This window comes from Streptomyces afghaniensis (assembly GCF_044327915.1).
Classification (GTDB): domain Bacteria; phylum Actinomycetota; class Actinomycetes; order Streptomycetales; family Streptomycetaceae; genus Streptomyces; species Streptomyces afghaniensis.
Window position 1 is genome coordinate 790,002 of sequence record NZ_JBIRGJ010000002.1, and the last position, 16,179, is coordinate 806,180.

Genomic DNA, 16,179 nt, shown 5'->3' on the forward strand with positions numbered 1-16,179 from the left:
AAACATGGCGCCCAACCGGAGGGATCCCAACCGATGACCACCGCTCTGAAGGAAACCGTCGGCCGGTACGGCATCTGGAGCGTAGGCCTGCGCTCGGAGGACCCGGACCGGCGCGGCGAACTCGCCGAGGCCGCCGCGGAACTGGAGGAACTCGGCTACGGCGCCGTCTGGCTGGGCGGCAACAGCTCCGCCGCCAACGCCGCCCCGCTGATCGAGGCGACCTCGAAGCTCGCGTTCGGCACCAGCATCCAGAGCATCTGGCAGCACGAGCCGGACGCCGCCGCCACGGCCTTCGCGGAGCTGGAGTCGACCCACCCCGGGCGTTTCCTGCTGGGCCTCGGCGTGAGCCACGCCAAGCGCGAGGAGCAGTACTCGCGCCCCTACTCGGCCCTCGTCGGCCACCTCGACGGCCTGGACGCCGCCGGAGTGCCGGCGGACCGCCGCCTCCTGGCCGCCCTTGGCCCGAAGTCGCTCCGGCTGGCCCGCGACCGGGCGGCGGGCTCGATCCCGTACCTGGTCACCCCGGAGCACACCGCGCACGCCCGCGAGATCCTGGGCGAGGCGCCGCTGCTGGCCCCGGAGCTGGGCGTCGTCCTGGAGACGGACCCGGCCCGCGCCCGCGCCCTGGCCCGCGAGTTCCTCGCGATCTACCTCCCGCTGCCGAACTACACCAACAACTTCCTCCGGCACGGCTTCACCGAGGACGACCTGACAGACGGCGGCAGCGACCGCCTGGTCGACGCCCTGTTCGCCTGGGGCGACGAGACCGCGATCCGCGCCAAGGCCGACGCCTTCTTCGAGGCAGGAGCCGACCACCTCGCCCTCCAGGTCCTGGACGGCGAGCCGCGGGACTCCCTCCCGAGGAAGGCCTGGCGCGACCTGGCAGCGCTGCTGGGCTGACCCTTCAGGGGCGCGGGGAACTGCGCGAACAACCACGACGGACCCGCAGTCGCGAACGATCCGCAGCTCCCCGCCCCTCAGGCGTCCTTGAACTCCTGCCGCTGCCGCCCCAGCCCCTCGATCTCCAGCTCCACGACATCCCCGGCCCGCAGGAACGGCTTCGGCTCGGGCGCCCCCAGCGCCACCCCCGCCGGCGTCCCCGTGTTGATCACATCACCGGGGTACAGCGTCATGAACTGACTGAGATACCGCACGACCTCCCCCACCGGGAAGATCTGCTCAGCCGTCGTCCCGTCCTGCTTCAGCTCACCGTTGACCCACAGCCGCAACGACAGCCGCTGCGGATCCGGCACCTCGTCCGCCGTCACCAGCCACGGCCCCAGCGGATTGAACGTCTCGCAGTTCTTGCCCTTGTCCCAGGTCCCGCCCCGCTCGATCTGGAACTCCCGCTCGGACACGTCGTGCGCCACCGCGTACCCGGCGACATGCGCGAGCCCTTCCTCGGCGGACCCCAGGTACCTGGCCGTACGCCCGATGACGACGGCCAGCTCGACCTCCCAGTCGGTCTTGCGGGACGCGCGGGGCACGAGCACCGTGTCGTTCGGCCCGACCACGGTGTCCGGCGCCTTCATGAAGAGGACCGGCTCGCCGGGCGGCTCGGCTCCCGTCTCGCGGGCGTGGTCGTGGTAGTTCAGCCCAATGCAGACGATCTTGCCGATCCGTCCCAGCGGCGGCCCGATCCGCAGCCCGGTGGCGTCCAGTACGGGCAGCTCACCGGCGCCGGCGGCGGCACGGACGCGGTCGAGCGCCGCGTCGTCCGCGAGCAACGCCCCGTCGATGTCCGGCACGACGCCCGACAGGTCCCGCAGGGTCCCGTCGGCGTCGAGCAGTGCGGGCCGCTCGGCCCCGGCCGTACCGACTCGCAGCAGCTTCATGATCACGTCTCCCTCGATCGCGGGCGCCCGCCGGAGGCATACGACCCGGTTGCGGCGGGGCAGCCATCGGAGGACTGGTCGATCCTCCAAGCTGGGAGTCCACTCCGCAATACCCAGTTCACGTACTGGACCGTCACGTACGGGTCCGGCCGGCGGCCACCGGCTACCGGCTACCGGTACAGAACAGCGCGCTCGACGACACTCCACGTCGTGCTGGTCACGACGTACAGCGCGGCGGCCAGCGGTACGACGGCCACGGTGACGAGCGTGAAGAAGGACATGAACGGCATCACCTTGGTCACCGCCCCGAGCCCCGCCACCTGCTGCTCACCAGCCGGGAGGGCCGGGCTCGCGGCCATCATCCGCTTGCTGAGGCGGTAGCTGAACACGGCGACCCCGGCGACGACCACGAACAACCCGGCGTAGACGAGCCCCGGACCACCGAGCGGACCGCCCGACCCGAGCGCGTCCGCCCACCGCCCGCTCAGCGGCGCCGCGAACAGCTCGTGGCCGAGCAGCGCGTTGGCCCGGCCGCCGATCGTGTCGCTGGAGAACAGGTGGTAGAGCAGGAAGAACGCGGGCACCTGGAGCAGCCCGGGCAGACAGCCGGCCAGCGGCGACACCTTCTCCTCGGCGTGCAGCTCCAGCACGGCCTTCTGGAGCTTCTCGGGGTTCTTCCCGTGCTTCTTCCGCAGCTCGGCGATCTTCGGCTGGAGCGCGGTGCGGGCCTTCTGGCCGCGCGCGGCGGCCCGGGACAGGGGGTGGACGAGGAGTCGTACGAGCGCGGTGAACAGGACGATCGCGGCGGCGGCCGCGGAGGCGCCGAACAACGGCTGGAGGAGGTCGGCGAGTCGCTCGACCAGGGTGGCGAAGACGGACATGGGTGAGCCCTCCGGGGGTCTCGTCGTGCCGGGAGTGGGACATGGCGGCATGACGACCCGCGCGGGGTCACCGGGAAAGCGGTGGAGTCCCTACGCGACGGTCGCCCGGAGGGCGTGTCCGGGTGCCCGGGGCCGGGTGCGCCCCCGGGCGTCGGGATCGCGTTGCGGCAGGAAGGCCGTACGGAGGTCACGATCGCGGATGGCCGTACGCACCCGGGTGCGCGGCACGACGGGCGCGCAGCGCGAGGCGACGACGGCGCAGACCGCGAGGGCGGCGGAGGCCGCGGCGGTCGCGGCGGTCGCGGCGAGCGCGACGAGCGCGACGGTGGCGTAGAGGCTGCCGGTGTCCAGCAGCGCCACTTCCAGGACCAGGAAGAGCAGCACGAGAGCGGGACGCAGACTCGCCCAACTCCGGACCATCGGCCGCCCTCCTCTCGAACGCTCGCTCGCTCGACTACCCGTTCGCTTCGCTCTGTTCGTTATACAGGATCGCTCCACCGATCACGTCCGAGACTTCGTACACGGGTTTTAGAAAGGTTCGTCACAACTCTCGACAACACACCCGCCACACCTGATGCTTCTCGATGCCATGAACGGGCCAACCCGCGACGCCGGGCCGGGGGGACCGGCGCCTGCCCCGATTTCCCCTACGGAGGAGCCGTGATACGACGCAGAACCCTGCTGACCGCAGCAGGCGGTACGTTCCTCGGCAGCGCCCTGGCGACAGGAACCGCGCACGCGGACGCCACGATCGCCGTCAACCCCTCGACGACGTACGGCACCTGGGAGGGCTGGGGCACCTCCCTCGCCTGGTGGGCCAACGTCTTCGGCGCCCGGGACGACTTCGCGGACCTCTTCTTCACCACCAAGTCGGTGACGTACAACGGCAGGTCGCTCCCCGGCCTGGGCCTGAACATCGCCCGCTACAACCTGGGCGCGTGCAGCTGGAACAGCGTCGGCGGCGAGACCATGGTCGAGTCGCCGAACATCCCCGCCTTCAAGCAGATCGAGGGCTTCTGGCAGGACTGGAACAACGAGGACCCCGCCTCCTCGGCCTGGAAGTGGTCGGCGGACGCCAACCAGCGCGCGATGCTGGTGAAGGCGACCCAGCGGGGCGCGATCACCGAGCTGTTCGCCAACTCGCCGATGTGGTGGATGTGCAGCAACCACAACCCCTCGGGCGCGGCGGGCGGCGGCAACAACCTCCAGACCTGGAACTACCGCCAGCACGCCTCCCACCTGGCGGCGACGGCCCTGTACGCCCGCGACAACTGGGGCGTGAACTTCGCGACGGTAGACCCCTTCAACGAGCCGGCCTCCACCTGGTGGACCGCGACCGGCACGCAGGAGGGCTGCCACATGGACCCCGCGGTCCAGGCGGCCGTACTCCCGTACATGCGCAGCGAGTTGGACAAACGCGGCCTGACGGGCCTGCGCATCGCGGCCTCGGACGAGACGAACTACGACACGGCCCGCTCCACGTGGGCGTCGTTCGACTCGTCCACCAAGGCCCTGGTCTCCCAGGTCAACGTGCACGGCTACCAGGGCTCGGGCGGCCGCCGCGACCTCCTCTACACCGACGTGGTGACGACCTCCCGCAAGAAGCTGTGGAACTCCGAGACGGGCGACAGCGACGGCACGGGCCTGACCATGGCGTCGAACCTCTGCTACGACTTCCGCTGGCTGCACCCCACGGCATGGTGCTACTGGCAGGTCATGGACCCGTCGACGGGCTGGGCGATGATCGCCTACGACGCGAACACCCTCCAGCCGACCACGGTCCAGACGAAGCACTACGTGCTGGCCCAGTTCAGCCGCCACATCCGCCCCGGCATGACGATCCTGGACACGGGCGTGAGCTACGCCGTCGCGGCGTACTCGGCGTCGGCCCGCCGCCTGGTGATCGTCGCGGTGAACACGTCCACATCCGCCCAGACCCTCACCTTCGACCTCTCCCGCTTCTCGACGGTGACGGGCGGCACGAACGGCGCGGTGCCCCGCTGGAACACGGTGACGACGGGCGGCGGCGACCTCTACACCCCCCGCTCGGACATCCGCCTCAACGGAAAATCGGTGAGCGTCCCCTTCGCGGCGAAGTCGGTCCAAACGCTCCAGATCGACGGAGTGACCCTGTAAGCCGACGGTATGGCGGCGGTTCGGGGCGAACTGTAGAGCCGGGGTGGCGAGCATGGGGAACCCGCGCAGGCCAGCGGTCTGGCCTGCGCATCTCTCACGCTCGTCACCTCCCGGCAGTACGGTGTCCCCCATGCGCCCCGACACGCCTGCCGAAAACGTCGACCACACCGCCGAGGCGGCACGCCTGGAGCGGACCGCCGGCCTGTATCCCGAGGACGCCGAGGCCCTGCTGCTGCGCGCCGCGGCCCACCTGGAACTCGCCGGCGACCGCTCCACGGCCACAGCCCTCTACGACCGTCTGCTGTCCGCCACGGACGGCCTGGAGAACCCCCACCTGGTACGGGCGCTCAAGGCGTCGAACCTCTGGGAGTACGGCCACGAGGCCGAGGCCAGGGCGATCATCGAGGGCATCCGGGTGGCGTCCCCGCGGGACCCGGCCCCCTGGGTGATCGTCGCCGAGGCCCTGGAGGCCCACGACGAGCTGGAAGCGGCGCACGACACGTTCACGGCGGCCGTCCGCCTCCTCCTGACCGACGTACCGGAACCCCCGCAGCCGACCCACCCCCTCCTCTTCGGCCGCCACAGGATCCGCCGCATGCTGGGCAAGTCCCACGACGAGTGGGACGCGCTGGCGGACACGGTCCACTCCCTCCCGATCACCCTGGACGAACTCCACGATCCCAAGCGTGTCTGGTCTCTGGGCTCGGAGAACCCGGCGGAACTGGAGGCGGAGATCACCCGCCTCCGAGCCGAACTGGGCGCCTACCGGGAGGCCCTCTCGCGCCCCTTCCCGGTAGCGATCCTCCACTGGCCGGCGACGGAACTCTCGGAACTCCTGGAGGCGTACCCGACCCTGACCTCGGAGTACCCCTCCCACGAGACCCACCTCGCGACCATAGAGTCCGCCCTGCGGGAACTCGCGTCCTCCGGCACCCCGAACCTGGGCATCGTCACCGGCACGGTCCCGTCCTACGAGGCCTTCGCAGCCTCGGAACTCTCCTCCCCGTCGGACGCGACCCTGCTCCCCCAGTACGCGACGACCCTGGCGGCCCGGGGCCGAGCGGTGTCGTGGCCACCCCAGCAGGGTTCACCTTGCTGGTGCGGCTCGGGACAGACGTACGGCGCCTGCCACGGACGCACAGCCTGACACGGGCACGGGGTCCTCCGGCCCACCACGGACGACCCGGGAACTGCCACGACACGACCCCCGTCTTCCCGGACGACAGACGACTGACGTCGACTCCGGGGGGAACGTCACGTGGACCAGCCCTGGCTCACGATCGCACTCATCATGGCCGCTGCCATGACGGCCTTCGGCATCTGGAACCTACGCATAGCCCAACGCCAGCGCCGAGCCCTCTCCCGCCTCGGCGTCCGGGGCATCCGCACCAGGGGCGAGGTGGCCCGGGGCCCCCGCCGAGAGGGCCCCACCCTCCACCCGCCCCAGGTCCGCTACAAAGCCCCACCGGTCGACCGCCCCAACGCCCCGGCCGACCAGACGTACCGCCGCACCCCCCTCAACCACGAGCAGCACCCTCTCCACGCCGGAGTCCCGGTCGTCCTCCGCTACGACCCGAGGGACCCACGCCGGGTGGTGGTCGTACACCAGAAGGACGGAAGGCCGGCGAACGTGTCGTACTCGGCGGGGGCACATCTGGCTTGGGGGGTCTCTTGCGTGCTGCTCGGGTTGGGGATGGGAGCGGGCACGTTCTGGTGACGCCAGCACAGCTGGTCCTCTTTCGAGACAGCCCCTCTAGTGACAGTGATTGCTGTTAGAACAGATCCATCGGCACGGGTGGTCGTGTACGAGAAGCACGAGGGATCAGGGGAGCAGCGTGGCAGAGCAGGGGGGCGCATCGAAGCCGATCGCGGGGGTCTACGAGAAGCTAATCACCCACGACCTGCACGGCGAGTTGGAGAAATTCACGGCCGCAGGCTGGAAGGCAATCGACGCTGAAGTCACACCCGAGTCCGCCCCGCACGTGCTGGCACGCTACATCGGTGAAGCCGTCCATCAACGCCTGAGCGAGCTTCCGCCCGAAGACCGCGTGACGGTCGCGAACCGGATCCTCTCGGCCCTTGCCGCCAGCGCACCCAACCCGAGCGAAGCTGAAAGCCCAAACAGAATCGTCGAGGGTCCTCGGCAGCTCCTGGCACTCGCTCAGCAAGAGGCACCAGGCGTCTACGCCCTTCGCCCTCTGACTCCCTTGTCCGAGACATCGCTCATCACAAACTCCCCCGACGACCTCAGTCTCGGCACCGAGTTGAGGGCAGAGCTCGCTACGGCAGACCGCATCGACCTGCTCTGCGCGTTCGTGAAGTGGTACGGCATTCGTGTCCTGGAAGACTCATTGCGTGCCGCGAAGGAGCGGGGCGTGCCGATCCGAGTCATCACGACCACCTACATCGGCGCCACTGACCGCCACGCACTCGATCGTCTCGTCCGTGACTTCGGCGCTACCGTCAAGGTGAACTACGAGATTCGATCCACTCGACTGCATGCAAAAGCTTGGCTTTTCCGACGGGACACAGGCTTTGACACCGCATACGTCGGCAGCTCGAACCTCTCAAAAGCTGCGCTCCTCGACGGCTTGGAGTGGAACGTCCGTCTCTCCTCCATCGCCACACCGGCCGTACTCAACAAGTTCGAGGCGACCTTCGACGCGTACTGGAACGACTCCGCGTTCGAGACGTACGACCCCGATCACCACGCCGACCGCCTCGATCAAGCCCTGACCCAAGCGAGCGGCACCACCTCTACCACTGACTTGAAGATCAACCTGTCCGGGCTGGAGGTCCGCCCCTTCCCCTACCAGCAGGACATGCTGGAACGCCTACGAGTAGAGCGCGAGCTCCGCGGACGCAACCGCAACCTGCTGGTCGCCGCCACCGGTACAGGTAAGACCGTCATGGCCGCCCTGGACTACCGAAGCCTCTCCAAGAGCTTCAATAACCACCGTCCAAAGCTGCTGTTCGTCGCCCACCGCAAGGAGATCCTCAAGCAGTCTCTGCGTACCTACCGAGAGGTGCTGGACGACGCCTCATTCGGCGAGTTGCTCTACAGCGGTGAGGAACCGCAAGCCTGGGACCACGTCTTTGCGAGCGTCCAGTCGCTGAACATCCAGCGACTTGAAGAGCTGGCTCCCGACCACTTCGACATCATCGTCATCGACGAGTTCCATCACGCCACGGCCGGCACCTATCGCCGCGTCATCGACCACTTCAAGCCCAAGGAACTACTCGGCCTGACCGCGACGCCCGAGCGGATGGACGGGCTCAACGTGCAGGATGAGTTCTTCGAGGGCCGCATCGCCGCCGAGATGCGACTCTGGGAGGCCCTTGAGAATGACCTGCTATGTCCCTTCCACTACTTCGGTATCCCCGATGGCACAGACCTGACGAACCTCACCTGGCAGAGGGGTACCTACACGGACCAGGAGCTCGGGAACCTCTACACGGGCAACGAGGCGCGTGCCCGCATCGTCGTTAAGCAGATCCGAGACAAGGTCTCCCAGCCGGGAGCCATGCGTGCGCTGGGCTTCTGCGTGGACAAGAAGCACGCACGCTTCATGGCCGACTTCTTCCAAAAGGCCGGCTTCCAAGCAACCGCACTCACCAGCGACTCCCCTGCCGCAGTACGAGCACAAGCACTCGCCGACCTGCGAGCGGGTAAGTTGCAAGTCATCTTCTCTGTGGACCTGTTCAATGAGGGCCTCGACATTCCCGATGTCGACACACTCCTGCTCCTGCGCCCCACCAACAGCGCCACGGTTTTCCTCCAGCAACTGGGACGTGGACTACGGCGTACTGAGACGAAGCCCGTGCTCACGGTCCTCGACTTCATCGGACAGCATCGGGCGGAGTTCCGCTTCGAAGAGCAGTTCCGAGCTCTGACGAACCTCTCCAGGAACAGGCTCGTCGATCACATCGAGCACGACTTTCCGCTCCTGCCCTCCGGATGCCAGATCATTTTGGAGGGCAAGGCCAAGGACCTGGTGCTGGGCAACATCCGGACCCAGTTGAGCGCTACCGTCAAGACGCTGGTCAACGAAGTCAAGGCCTATGACACGCCGCAGCTAGCGGACTACCTGCGGGAGAGCCGCAGGGAGATCAAAGAGCTGTACAAGAGCGACAACTCCTGGACGTCTGTCCTTCGCCGAGCCGGTCTGATAAAAGCGGCTGCTCCGGCTGGCGAGTCGGCGCTCCTCAAGCGCGTCCATGCCTTCCTGCACGTCGATGACCCTGATCGCGCGAACGCATACATCCGCCTCCTCGCCGACGACGTACCCGCCTACGAGGAACTGGACCCCACGGACCAGGCGTACGCCCGGATGCTCTTCTTCAACCTGTGGGACAACGCGGGCGGTTTCACCAGCTTCCAGCAAGGCCTCGATGCACTCCGCGATCAACGAAACGTCCGCGATGAGCTCCGCCAGGTCCTTTCCTACGTCATGGAACAGGCGGACCACTTCCCGATCCCCCTATCGGGCACCCACGACCAGGTCCCTCTGCAGGTCCACTGCTCCTATAACCGTTCTGAGATCCTGGCGGCTCTCGGGGTAGCACGCTTCGGCGGCCAGATGCCCAGGTCCTTCGCACAGGGCGTCCAGTGGGTCGAGGACCTCCAGACAGACGCCCTCCTGATCACCTTGGAGAAGAACGAGAAGGACTTCTCCCCCACTGTCCGATACAAGGACTACGCCCTGAGCCAGACCCTCTTCCATTGGGAGTCGCAGAACTCCACGGCCGAAAGCTCCCCAACAGGACTGCGCTACCAGCACCACGCCCAGCGGGGCAGCCATGTCCTGCTCTTCATGCGCCGGTACAAGAACACCGACATCGGTAAGTCTCAGCCCTGGATGCTCCTCGGCCCCGCCACCTACGAAGGCCACACGGGCAGCAAGCCGATGGCGATCACATGGCGCCTGGAGCACGAGCTGCCAGCCGATGTCTGGTCGTACGCAGCCATCAACGCAAGTTAGTGCCCACGTTCGATGTCAGAGTGGTCAGCTAACGTCAGATCATGGACTTAGCTTCGATCAAGCCCGGGCTGATGACCACGCGCGCTGCGATGCAGGAACTGTTCGGCGGAGGAACACAGGGAGGGATCATCCCCTCCAACACCACCCCAAACATCCTCATCTACGTAGATCATGACAGCGGCAAGAAGTACGGCTATGAGGACGGCTGGCTAGAGGAAGAGGACGAGCGCGGGCCGGTGTTCGAGTACACCGGCCAGGGCACTCGTGGAGAGCAAACGTTTCTGGGGCTGAACGGCTCTCGCAACGCTGCCGTCCTGTGCCACGCGGACGCAGGAAGGTCCCTGCGTGTCTTCATGGCAGCTGGCAAGGTGCCTGGCTCAAAATCTGCCGCCAAGCGCCAGCGATACGTGGGCGAGTTCGAGTTGGACTCGCAGCAGCCGTACATCGTGCGCGAGGCGAACGACGAGGAGGGGAAGCGGCGTCGCATCATCGTATTCCGCCTCCGCCCTAAGGGAGATTTTGAACGCCTCACCCAGGATGTCATCTCTCGCGCGCAAGAAACCGACACCCAAAAGGTTTCCGCCACGATAGTCACATGCAAAATGGTGGAACCGAAGAGGAAACGAGCCTTAGAGAGCAGGCGGGCTGCTCAGCCGAGCCTCATAGCCGACCTGCGCCAATCTGCGTTACGGGAGCAGTACCTCGAGGATCTCACCAAGCGTGAGCATAAGGTCTTCGCGTACCAAATCAAGATTTCAGGTACGACCAAGACACTCAAAACCGATCTATACGACGCCACCATGCATGAACTGTATGCAATAAGGGGCGCCAGTAGTCGCGATGAAGTCCACATAGCCATAGGTCAACTGAAGGACTTCGTACGGCACGTTAAGCCGCACGACCCCAAGCTGACCGTACTGCTTCCGGAGAAGCCACAGGATGACTTGCTGGATCTTCTCCATACGGAGGGAATCGACCTCGTCTACCAGCAAACGCATGGCTATACGAGATGTTCAGCCAAGTAGGAGCACCCGGCACACATCCTTGGAGCACCCATGGCAGAGTCAGATGAGCATGTCTTCCTGTCAAAAGCAGCCCTCGACATCATGGAGAGCGCTTCGAAATCCAGACTATTTGGCTACACAGAGGGCCAGCGGAAGCGCTTTGACTTCTCCTGCGACCTGAAGAAGGATTGGTCAAAGGTGATCTCAGGGCAAACCCTCTGGGGGCATGGTGGAGACGGAATCGACAAGGACCTCAGAACCCTCCTCCATGAGGAGGACATCGCGGCGGCTGTATACATTGCTCGTCACGAAAGCCGCAATCGTTCGCGCCTCGCCGAGGTTACTCAGGACTACCTCCGAACCATGCCCGAAAGTTTGTCCCGCCTGCGGGTCTTCTGGGTGCCGGCGGACTTCGATGCGGACGACGAAAAGTCCCGTAGAACCGTCCACAACCTCTTGGAGGAGGAGATCACCAAGGACCTCCTCCTCCAAGTAGCCTTAGGGGGCCTCACCTCTGCGGATGTGACCCGTTTCGCGTCCTCGAGGCGCCCCGGCCTTCCACTTGAGATCTTGTCGCACGTCAAGAAGGAGGGTTATCGAAACCATCGACATACAGCCAAGGCGCTGGACGTCAACCTGAACGCTCTCCAGTTCGAAACGGAACGGCTCTTCATCATAGGCTTTTTGAAAAGCGACAGCCTGCAAGGGGGGCTATACAGCGTGACGGACAGCGGTAATGCGATGCTCGACATCTGTTCACGCCTACGCGACTACCTCCACGAAAGCCTCGGCGACGGAAACAAGAACGAAGATTTCGAGCACATATGCAAACTACTAGGCATCGACTACCCGTCGATATCCAGCACGGATCCCCTATTGGTCGGTGACGATAACCGCAACATAGAGGACCCCACGGCACTGCTTCTACAGCACGTGGCCCAAGCGGACGCAGACGGCTCCGTCGAGTGGCCCGAACCCTACTTCAACCTTCCCTCAGCCTCCGAAATCTCCACCGCGTAGCGAGCCTGAGCCCAGCCGAGTCGTTGTCGGCCCTTGGATAGTCTTTCTCACATGATTCGCGCAGTAGTCTTCGACGTCGGTGAGTGCCTCGTGGACGAGAGCCGAGAGTACGGCACTTGGGCCGACTGGCTGGGTGTGCCGCGGCATACCTTCCACGCAATGTTCGGGGCTGTGATCGCCCAAGGCCGCGACTATCGGGAGACCTTCCAGGAGTTCCGGCCCGGCTTCGATATCTACGAGGAGCGGGAGAAGCGGGCCGCTGCCGGGCAGCCGGAGAGCTTTGGGGAAGAAGATCTGTACGAGGACGTCCGACCAGCTCTCCGGCAGCTCCGGGCTGAGGGGCTGTGGCTCGGTATCGCCGGCAACCAGACCGTACGCGCCGGGGTATCTTGCGGGCGCTGTTCTCCGACGACGTCGACCTGATCGGTACGTCCGACGACTGGGGCGCCAGCAAGCCCGACCCCGAGTTCTTCAAGCGGGTGGCCGACGCCGCGCCGTTCGAGGTCGGCGAGATCCTGTACGTCGGTGACCGGTGCGACAACGACATCAGGCCGGCCGGGCAGGCGGGTATGCACACAGCGCTTGTGCATCGCGGGCCGTGGGCCACCATCCAGTGGAACAGCGCCGAGGCATTGGAGCTGCCAACTTTCCGCATCGAAGGGCTGCTGGAACTAAGCGGCCGAGTGCGCGAGTTCGACGTGTCAGCGCGCTGATTGTCGTAGACCAGTCGCGCCGGGCCTGAGACGTTCACGCTGCATGTGTGGGGCGCAATCGGCCTCGAATCGCATCTGTGCCCGGTCGAGCGTGTCGTCCGCGTCGCGGCCGTGGGCCTGGAGCCAGTGAAGGAGGTCGGTGATCGCCGCGATCACCGTCTCCTCCGCAATGGCAGAGGCCAACCTGCCCATATCCGTTCTGCACGGCGACGGCGTAGCAGCGGCGTAGAGGCTGAGCAGGGCCTCGGCCCGCATGACGCTGGGAGCTTCCACGTGCCCGTTGGGGGCGGTGAGTTTGGTGGCCAACTCGCACCATGTGACCTTCCGGTCCGGGTGCAGCAGCACACCCCAGCGATCGGCTACGGCGTCCACGAGCGCCATGCCTCTCCCCTCCAGGGATTCCGTGCCCGGGTCCCGGAGGACGGGCAGGGCCCGGGTGTCGGGATCATGCACCTCGATGCGCAGGTGCGTGCCCCTGACGGAGACAGCCAGCGTCGCGGGGGTGCCGTGTCCAACATGCGTGATGACGTTGGACACCAGCTCACTGACGCACAGCTGAGCCTCGTCGGTGATGTCCTGCAACCCCCACATGCCTAGGTGCAGTCGCATGATCCGGCGTAGGGCAGCCACCTCCACGGCTTCGGCAGTGAAGGCAAGTTCCCACGGCTTGCGCGACATGCACGCTTCCTGGCTCACGCGGACCCCTCTCGTCGCGGTCGACACCACACCGGCAGCGCAGCGTCACGAACGATCACTTTGAGTTGTGCTGTCGACCACTGTGCTGGCAGCGCATCCCTTTGTGCAATGTGCACGACGGGATTCCCACTTCCGTGTGATTGGCAAGCACACCCCTTGGCGCGAGACTGAACGCCCGCTAATGGAAAGAGGGTTGAGATGGCCGGTTCACCCACGGCACGCCGTCGGCGCCTCTCGATCGAGCTGAAGAAGCTCCGCGAGCAGAGCACACTCACCTGCGCCCAGGTCGGTTCGGCCCTGGACTGGAGCGGCTCCAAGGTCAATCGGATGGAGACGGGCAGCGGGCGTATCCAGCCGTCGGACATCGATGCTCTGTGCCGCTTCTACGGCACGAGCGACGAACTGCGCGAGTTCCTCAAATCGCTGGCCAGGCAGGCAAAAGTGCGCGGCTGGTGGCAGGTTCACGGCGCCGGCGTGCCCGAGTGGTTCAACATCTACATCGGCCTCGAACAGGACGCCTCGACCTTCCGCCAGTACCAGTGCGAGGTCGTACCCGGCCTCATGCAGACCGAGGTGTACGCGTCCGAGCTCCACAAGTCCGGCGCACACATGTCGGCCGAGGACATCACCAAGGCGGTGCAGGTACGTATGGAGCGCCAGGCCATGTTGCGACGACCGGATGCTCCCGACGCCTGGTTCATCGTGAACGAGGGTGCCCTGCGCCACGTCATGGGGGACCACGCTCTGATGCGCGAGCAGATGGAACGGATCCTGGAGACGGCCGATCTGCCGACCGTGACCTTGCAGGTGCTCCCATTCGACTCGGGGACCTATCCGGCCACGGGTTCGTTCACCATGCTGGGTTTCCCGGCCCCGGAAGATCCGGACCTCGTGTATCGAGACGGCATCACCGATGCCATGTACTTGGAGGGCGAGCATCATGTCCGTGAGTACACGAGGGCGTTCGACGGCCTCCGGGCCGCGGCCTTGAGTCCTCAGCGCTCGGCCCTGTTGATCGAGTCGATCTTGAAGGATTACGCAAGGTGACAATAGAAGCTTCCGGCGGAAGCGGCCGTCCGGTGTGGTTCACGTCGTCCTACAGCAACGGCGCGGGGGGCGAGTGCGTCGAGTGCGCGTTCACTCGCGGCGGGGCCCTCGTCCGCGACTCAAAGGCCGCGGGAGCGGGTGTGATGATGGTGGGAAGCGATGCTTGGCGCTCGTTCGTCCAGACCGTGAAGCGCGACGGGGCGGTTCGCTAACGGGGTTGCCGGTGAGTTGGTGGGGCCGGTTGGGCACGGATGGTGCGTCGGAGTTCACGACGCGAGCGGCGTCAGGTCGTCGAGAACTTGGCAACGTACTCGTCGAAGGGCTCGATGCCGACCTCCGCGCGGAGTTCGTTCATGCGCTCGGGCTCCTCGCAGGGCCACGGAATCGGTGATCCGTCCTTCACGCCGGCGATCTGTGTGCCGTAGATCTGCTTGCGGCCCTCGTTGACCAGCGTGCGGTCGCGGAGGAAGGCCAGCTCGCGGGGGCCGGCCGAGCCTGCCGACACTGCCTGTTGCATGAGGTGGAGGGCGCGGCGCTGGACGTCGAGTTGCCGGTCGGCGTGCTGGGCGATCAGCCATGCCGCGCGGGCGGCCTCCTCGCCGACCAGGTCCGCCGTCGGCCAGCCGTACTCGTCCATGATCTCGCTGAGCCGGTCACCGTGCCGTGCGGTCAGCCGGCGCCATGCCAGCTGCTCGGCGGGGTCATCGCTGTTCGCGTGGACCGCGGACTGGTGATCGGCCGCAGCCATGGTCGTGAGTTCCTCCGCCAGCGCGGCAACGTCGTGCGCCACTCTCAACTCCCGGTCCTGTGAGGGGGGTTGTTCCTGTCCTCGCAAGCGTAGGGGCGCATATCGGGTGTAAAGATCATTCTGGGGAACGGTGACAGGCGGCTCCGCCTGCGGCGATAATGGATCTACCGCTGGAGCCGAAACGACCCGGAGTCAGCCCTCCACCCGCTCCGGTTCTCCCCGTTCGACGCGGAACTCGTTGGGGGAAGGTTCCGCTGCCGCCCAGGTGAGATCGGGGCCGGGGTCAGGCGATGAACGTCCTGATCGCCTCGTAGAGGCGGTCCGGCTGGTCCAGGTGGACGTCGTGGGACGCGTCGGGGATGCGGGTGTGCTGGGTGTGCGGGCGGTGGGTGAGCATCGTGGCCGGTTCGTCGGGGCGCATGGTGCCGTGTTCGCCCTGGATCAGGAGGGTGGGGCAGGTGGTCCGGGACCATTCGGGCCAGTAGGCGGTGGTGGCCAGTTCAGCGACCGTGTTGACGATCGTGGTGCGGTCCCACCTCGGGTACCAGCCGTCTTCCCGTTTCTCCAGGCCCCTCGCCCAGGCCTCGTGGCCCAGGAAGGCCTCCGCCTCGTCGAAGGACTTGAAGGGTGTCGGCCAGCTGTCCAGCCAGGTCGCGATCTGTGCGGGGAGGTCCGGGGACGGGCCGGCCGGGCCCGCTTCGATCAGGATCAGGGACTTCACCAGGTGGGGGTGGGCCGCTGCCAGGAGCAGGGCCGTGTGGCCGCCCAGGGACTGGCCCAGCAGGGTGACGGGGGCCAGGTCCAGTTCCTCGATCAGGGTTACGGCGTCCTGGACGTGGGCCGCGCGGGTCGTGGTCGCCGGTGTGCGGGCGCTGGCGCCGTGGCCTCGGGCGTCGTACGTCACCACGCGGTGGCCGTCGGCCGACAGCTGCGCGGCGAGGGTGTCCCACTCGCCCTGGTGGCCTGCCAGGCCGTGCAGGAGGAGGAACGTGGCCGCGGGTTCCCCGGCGGCGGGGTGATGGTCCGTGTGGGCGAGGTGCGTGCCGTCGGGCGTGGTGAGGGTTGCGGACCTCGTGCGGGTCAAGTGGCGGCTCCTGACGGTGGCTCGGCCATCCGG

At 66.5% G+C, this 16,179-nt stretch carries 15 protein-coding genes and 1 pseudogene; 10 read left to right on the forward strand and 6 right to left on the reverse strand.

The genetic code is table 11. The features are described 5' to 3' along the window. Window positions 1-33 precede the first annotated feature (33 nt). Entirely contained in the window at window positions 34-900 is an 867-nt protein-coding gene (locus ACH4G3_RS09750; protein ID WP_397623962.1) for an LLM class F420-dependent oxidoreductase, read from the forward strand. Window positions 901-977: 77 nt separating this feature from the next. Here ACH4G3_RS09750 and ACH4G3_RS09755 read toward each other — a convergent pair whose 3' ends face one another. From ACH4G3_RS09755 to ACH4G3_RS09765, 3 genes are all read right to left on the reverse strand, one after another. Beyond that, complete coding sequence (locus ACH4G3_RS09755; RefSeq protein ID WP_397623963.1) at window positions 978-1,835, reverse strand: fumarylacetoacetate hydrolase family protein; 858 nt, start codon at window positions 1,833-1,835, stop codon at window positions 978-980. Window positions 1,836-2,005: 170 nt separating this feature from the next. After that, window positions 2,006-2,716: a YidC/Oxa1 family membrane protein insertase gene (locus ACH4G3_RS09760; RefSeq protein WP_397623964.1), complete on the reverse strand. Its 711-nt coding sequence runs from the start codon at window positions 2,714-2,716 to the stop codon at window positions 2,006-2,008. A gap of 90 nt (window positions 2,717-2,806) precedes the next feature. Beyond that, entirely contained in the window at window positions 2,807-3,136 is a 330-nt protein-coding gene (locus ACH4G3_RS09765; protein WP_397623965.1) for a DUF6412 domain-containing protein, read from the reverse strand. Window positions 3,137-3,376: 240 nt separating this feature from the next. On the opposite strand from ACH4G3_RS09765, the gene ACH4G3_RS09770 reads away from it, so the two are divergent. The 7 genes and pseudogenes from ACH4G3_RS09770 (at window position 3,377) to ACH4G3_RS09800 (ending at window position 12,571) form a co-directional block, all read left to right on the forward strand. Then, window positions 3,377-4,852 carry a glycoside hydrolase gene (locus ACH4G3_RS09770; protein ID WP_397623966.1) on the forward strand — a complete coding sequence of 492 codons (1,476 nt, stop codon included), beginning with the start codon at window positions 3,377-3,379 and terminating at the stop codon, window positions 4,850-4,852. A gap of 130 nt (window positions 4,853-4,982) precedes the next feature. After that, window positions 4,983-5,999: an SEC-C domain-containing protein gene (locus ACH4G3_RS09775; protein WP_397623967.1), complete on the forward strand. Its 1,017-nt coding sequence runs from the start codon at window positions 4,983-4,985 to the stop codon at window positions 5,997-5,999. A gap of 111 nt (window positions 6,000-6,110) precedes the next feature. Continuing rightward, the gene (locus ACH4G3_RS09780) at window positions 6,111-6,569 is read left to right on the forward strand and encodes a DUF3592 domain-containing protein (protein WP_397623968.1); all 459 of its coding nucleotides are present in this window, start codon (window positions 6,111-6,113) and stop codon (window positions 6,567-6,569) included. A gap of 118 nt (window positions 6,570-6,687) precedes the next feature. Then, on the forward strand, window positions 6,688-9,834 hold the full coding sequence (locus tag ACH4G3_RS09785) for a DEAD/DEAH box helicase (RefSeq protein ID WP_397623969.1): 3,147 nt from the start codon (window positions 6,688-6,690) through the stop codon (window positions 9,832-9,834). Between the two features lie 41 nt (window positions 9,835-9,875). Then, entirely contained in the window at window positions 9,876-10,859 is a 984-nt protein-coding gene (locus ACH4G3_RS09790) for an SRA domain-containing endonuclease (protein ID WP_397623970.1), read from the forward strand. Between the two features lie 30 nt (window positions 10,860-10,889). Further along, the gene (locus ACH4G3_RS09795) at window positions 10,890-11,858 is read left to right on the forward strand and encodes a hypothetical protein (RefSeq protein WP_397623971.1); all 969 of its coding nucleotides are present in this window, start codon (window positions 10,890-10,892) and stop codon (window positions 11,856-11,858) included. Window positions 11,859-11,909: 51 nt separating this feature from the next. Then, window positions 11,910-12,571: pseudogene (locus ACH4G3_RS09800) on the forward strand (HAD family hydrolase). On the opposite strand, the gene ACH4G3_RS09805 reads toward ACH4G3_RS09800, so the two are convergent. After that, on the reverse strand, window positions 12,560-13,249 hold the full coding sequence (locus tag ACH4G3_RS09805) for an ATP-binding protein (protein ID WP_397624104.1): 690 nt from the start codon (window positions 13,247-13,249) through the stop codon (window positions 12,560-12,562). The pseudogene ACH4G3_RS09800 and the gene ACH4G3_RS09805 overlap by 12 nt on opposite strands. Window positions 13,250-13,465: 216 nt before the next feature. Here ACH4G3_RS09805 and ACH4G3_RS09810 point away from each other — a divergent pair, with 216 nt between their 5' ends. Together ACH4G3_RS09810 and ACH4G3_RS09815 are read left to right on the forward strand one after the other, a co-directional pair. Further along, window positions 13,466-14,314 carry a helix-turn-helix domain-containing protein gene (locus ACH4G3_RS09810; protein ID WP_397623972.1) on the forward strand — a complete coding sequence of 283 codons (849 nt, stop codon included), beginning with the start codon at window positions 13,466-13,468 and terminating at the stop codon, window positions 14,312-14,314. 32 nt (window positions 14,315-14,346) lie between these two features. Then, a complete protein-coding gene (locus ACH4G3_RS09815; RefSeq protein WP_397624105.1) occupies window positions 14,347-14,526 on the forward strand; it encodes a DUF397 domain-containing protein in 180 nt (59 codons plus the stop codon). 71 nt (window positions 14,527-14,597) lie between these two features. Here ACH4G3_RS09815 and ACH4G3_RS09820 read toward each other — a convergent pair whose 3' ends face one another. Together ACH4G3_RS09820 and ACH4G3_RS09825 are read right to left on the reverse strand one after the other, a co-directional pair. Beyond that, window positions 14,598-15,104, reverse strand: coding sequence for a DUF6624 domain-containing protein (locus ACH4G3_RS09820; protein ID WP_397623973.1), 507 nt, complete (start codon window positions 15,102-15,104; stop codon window positions 14,598-14,600). Window positions 15,105-15,345: 241 nt separating this feature from the next. Next, complete coding sequence (locus ACH4G3_RS09825; protein ID WP_397623974.1) at window positions 15,346-16,146, reverse strand: alpha/beta fold hydrolase; 801 nt, start codon at window positions 16,144-16,146, stop codon at window positions 15,346-15,348. Window positions 16,147-16,179: the final 33 nt, after the last annotated feature.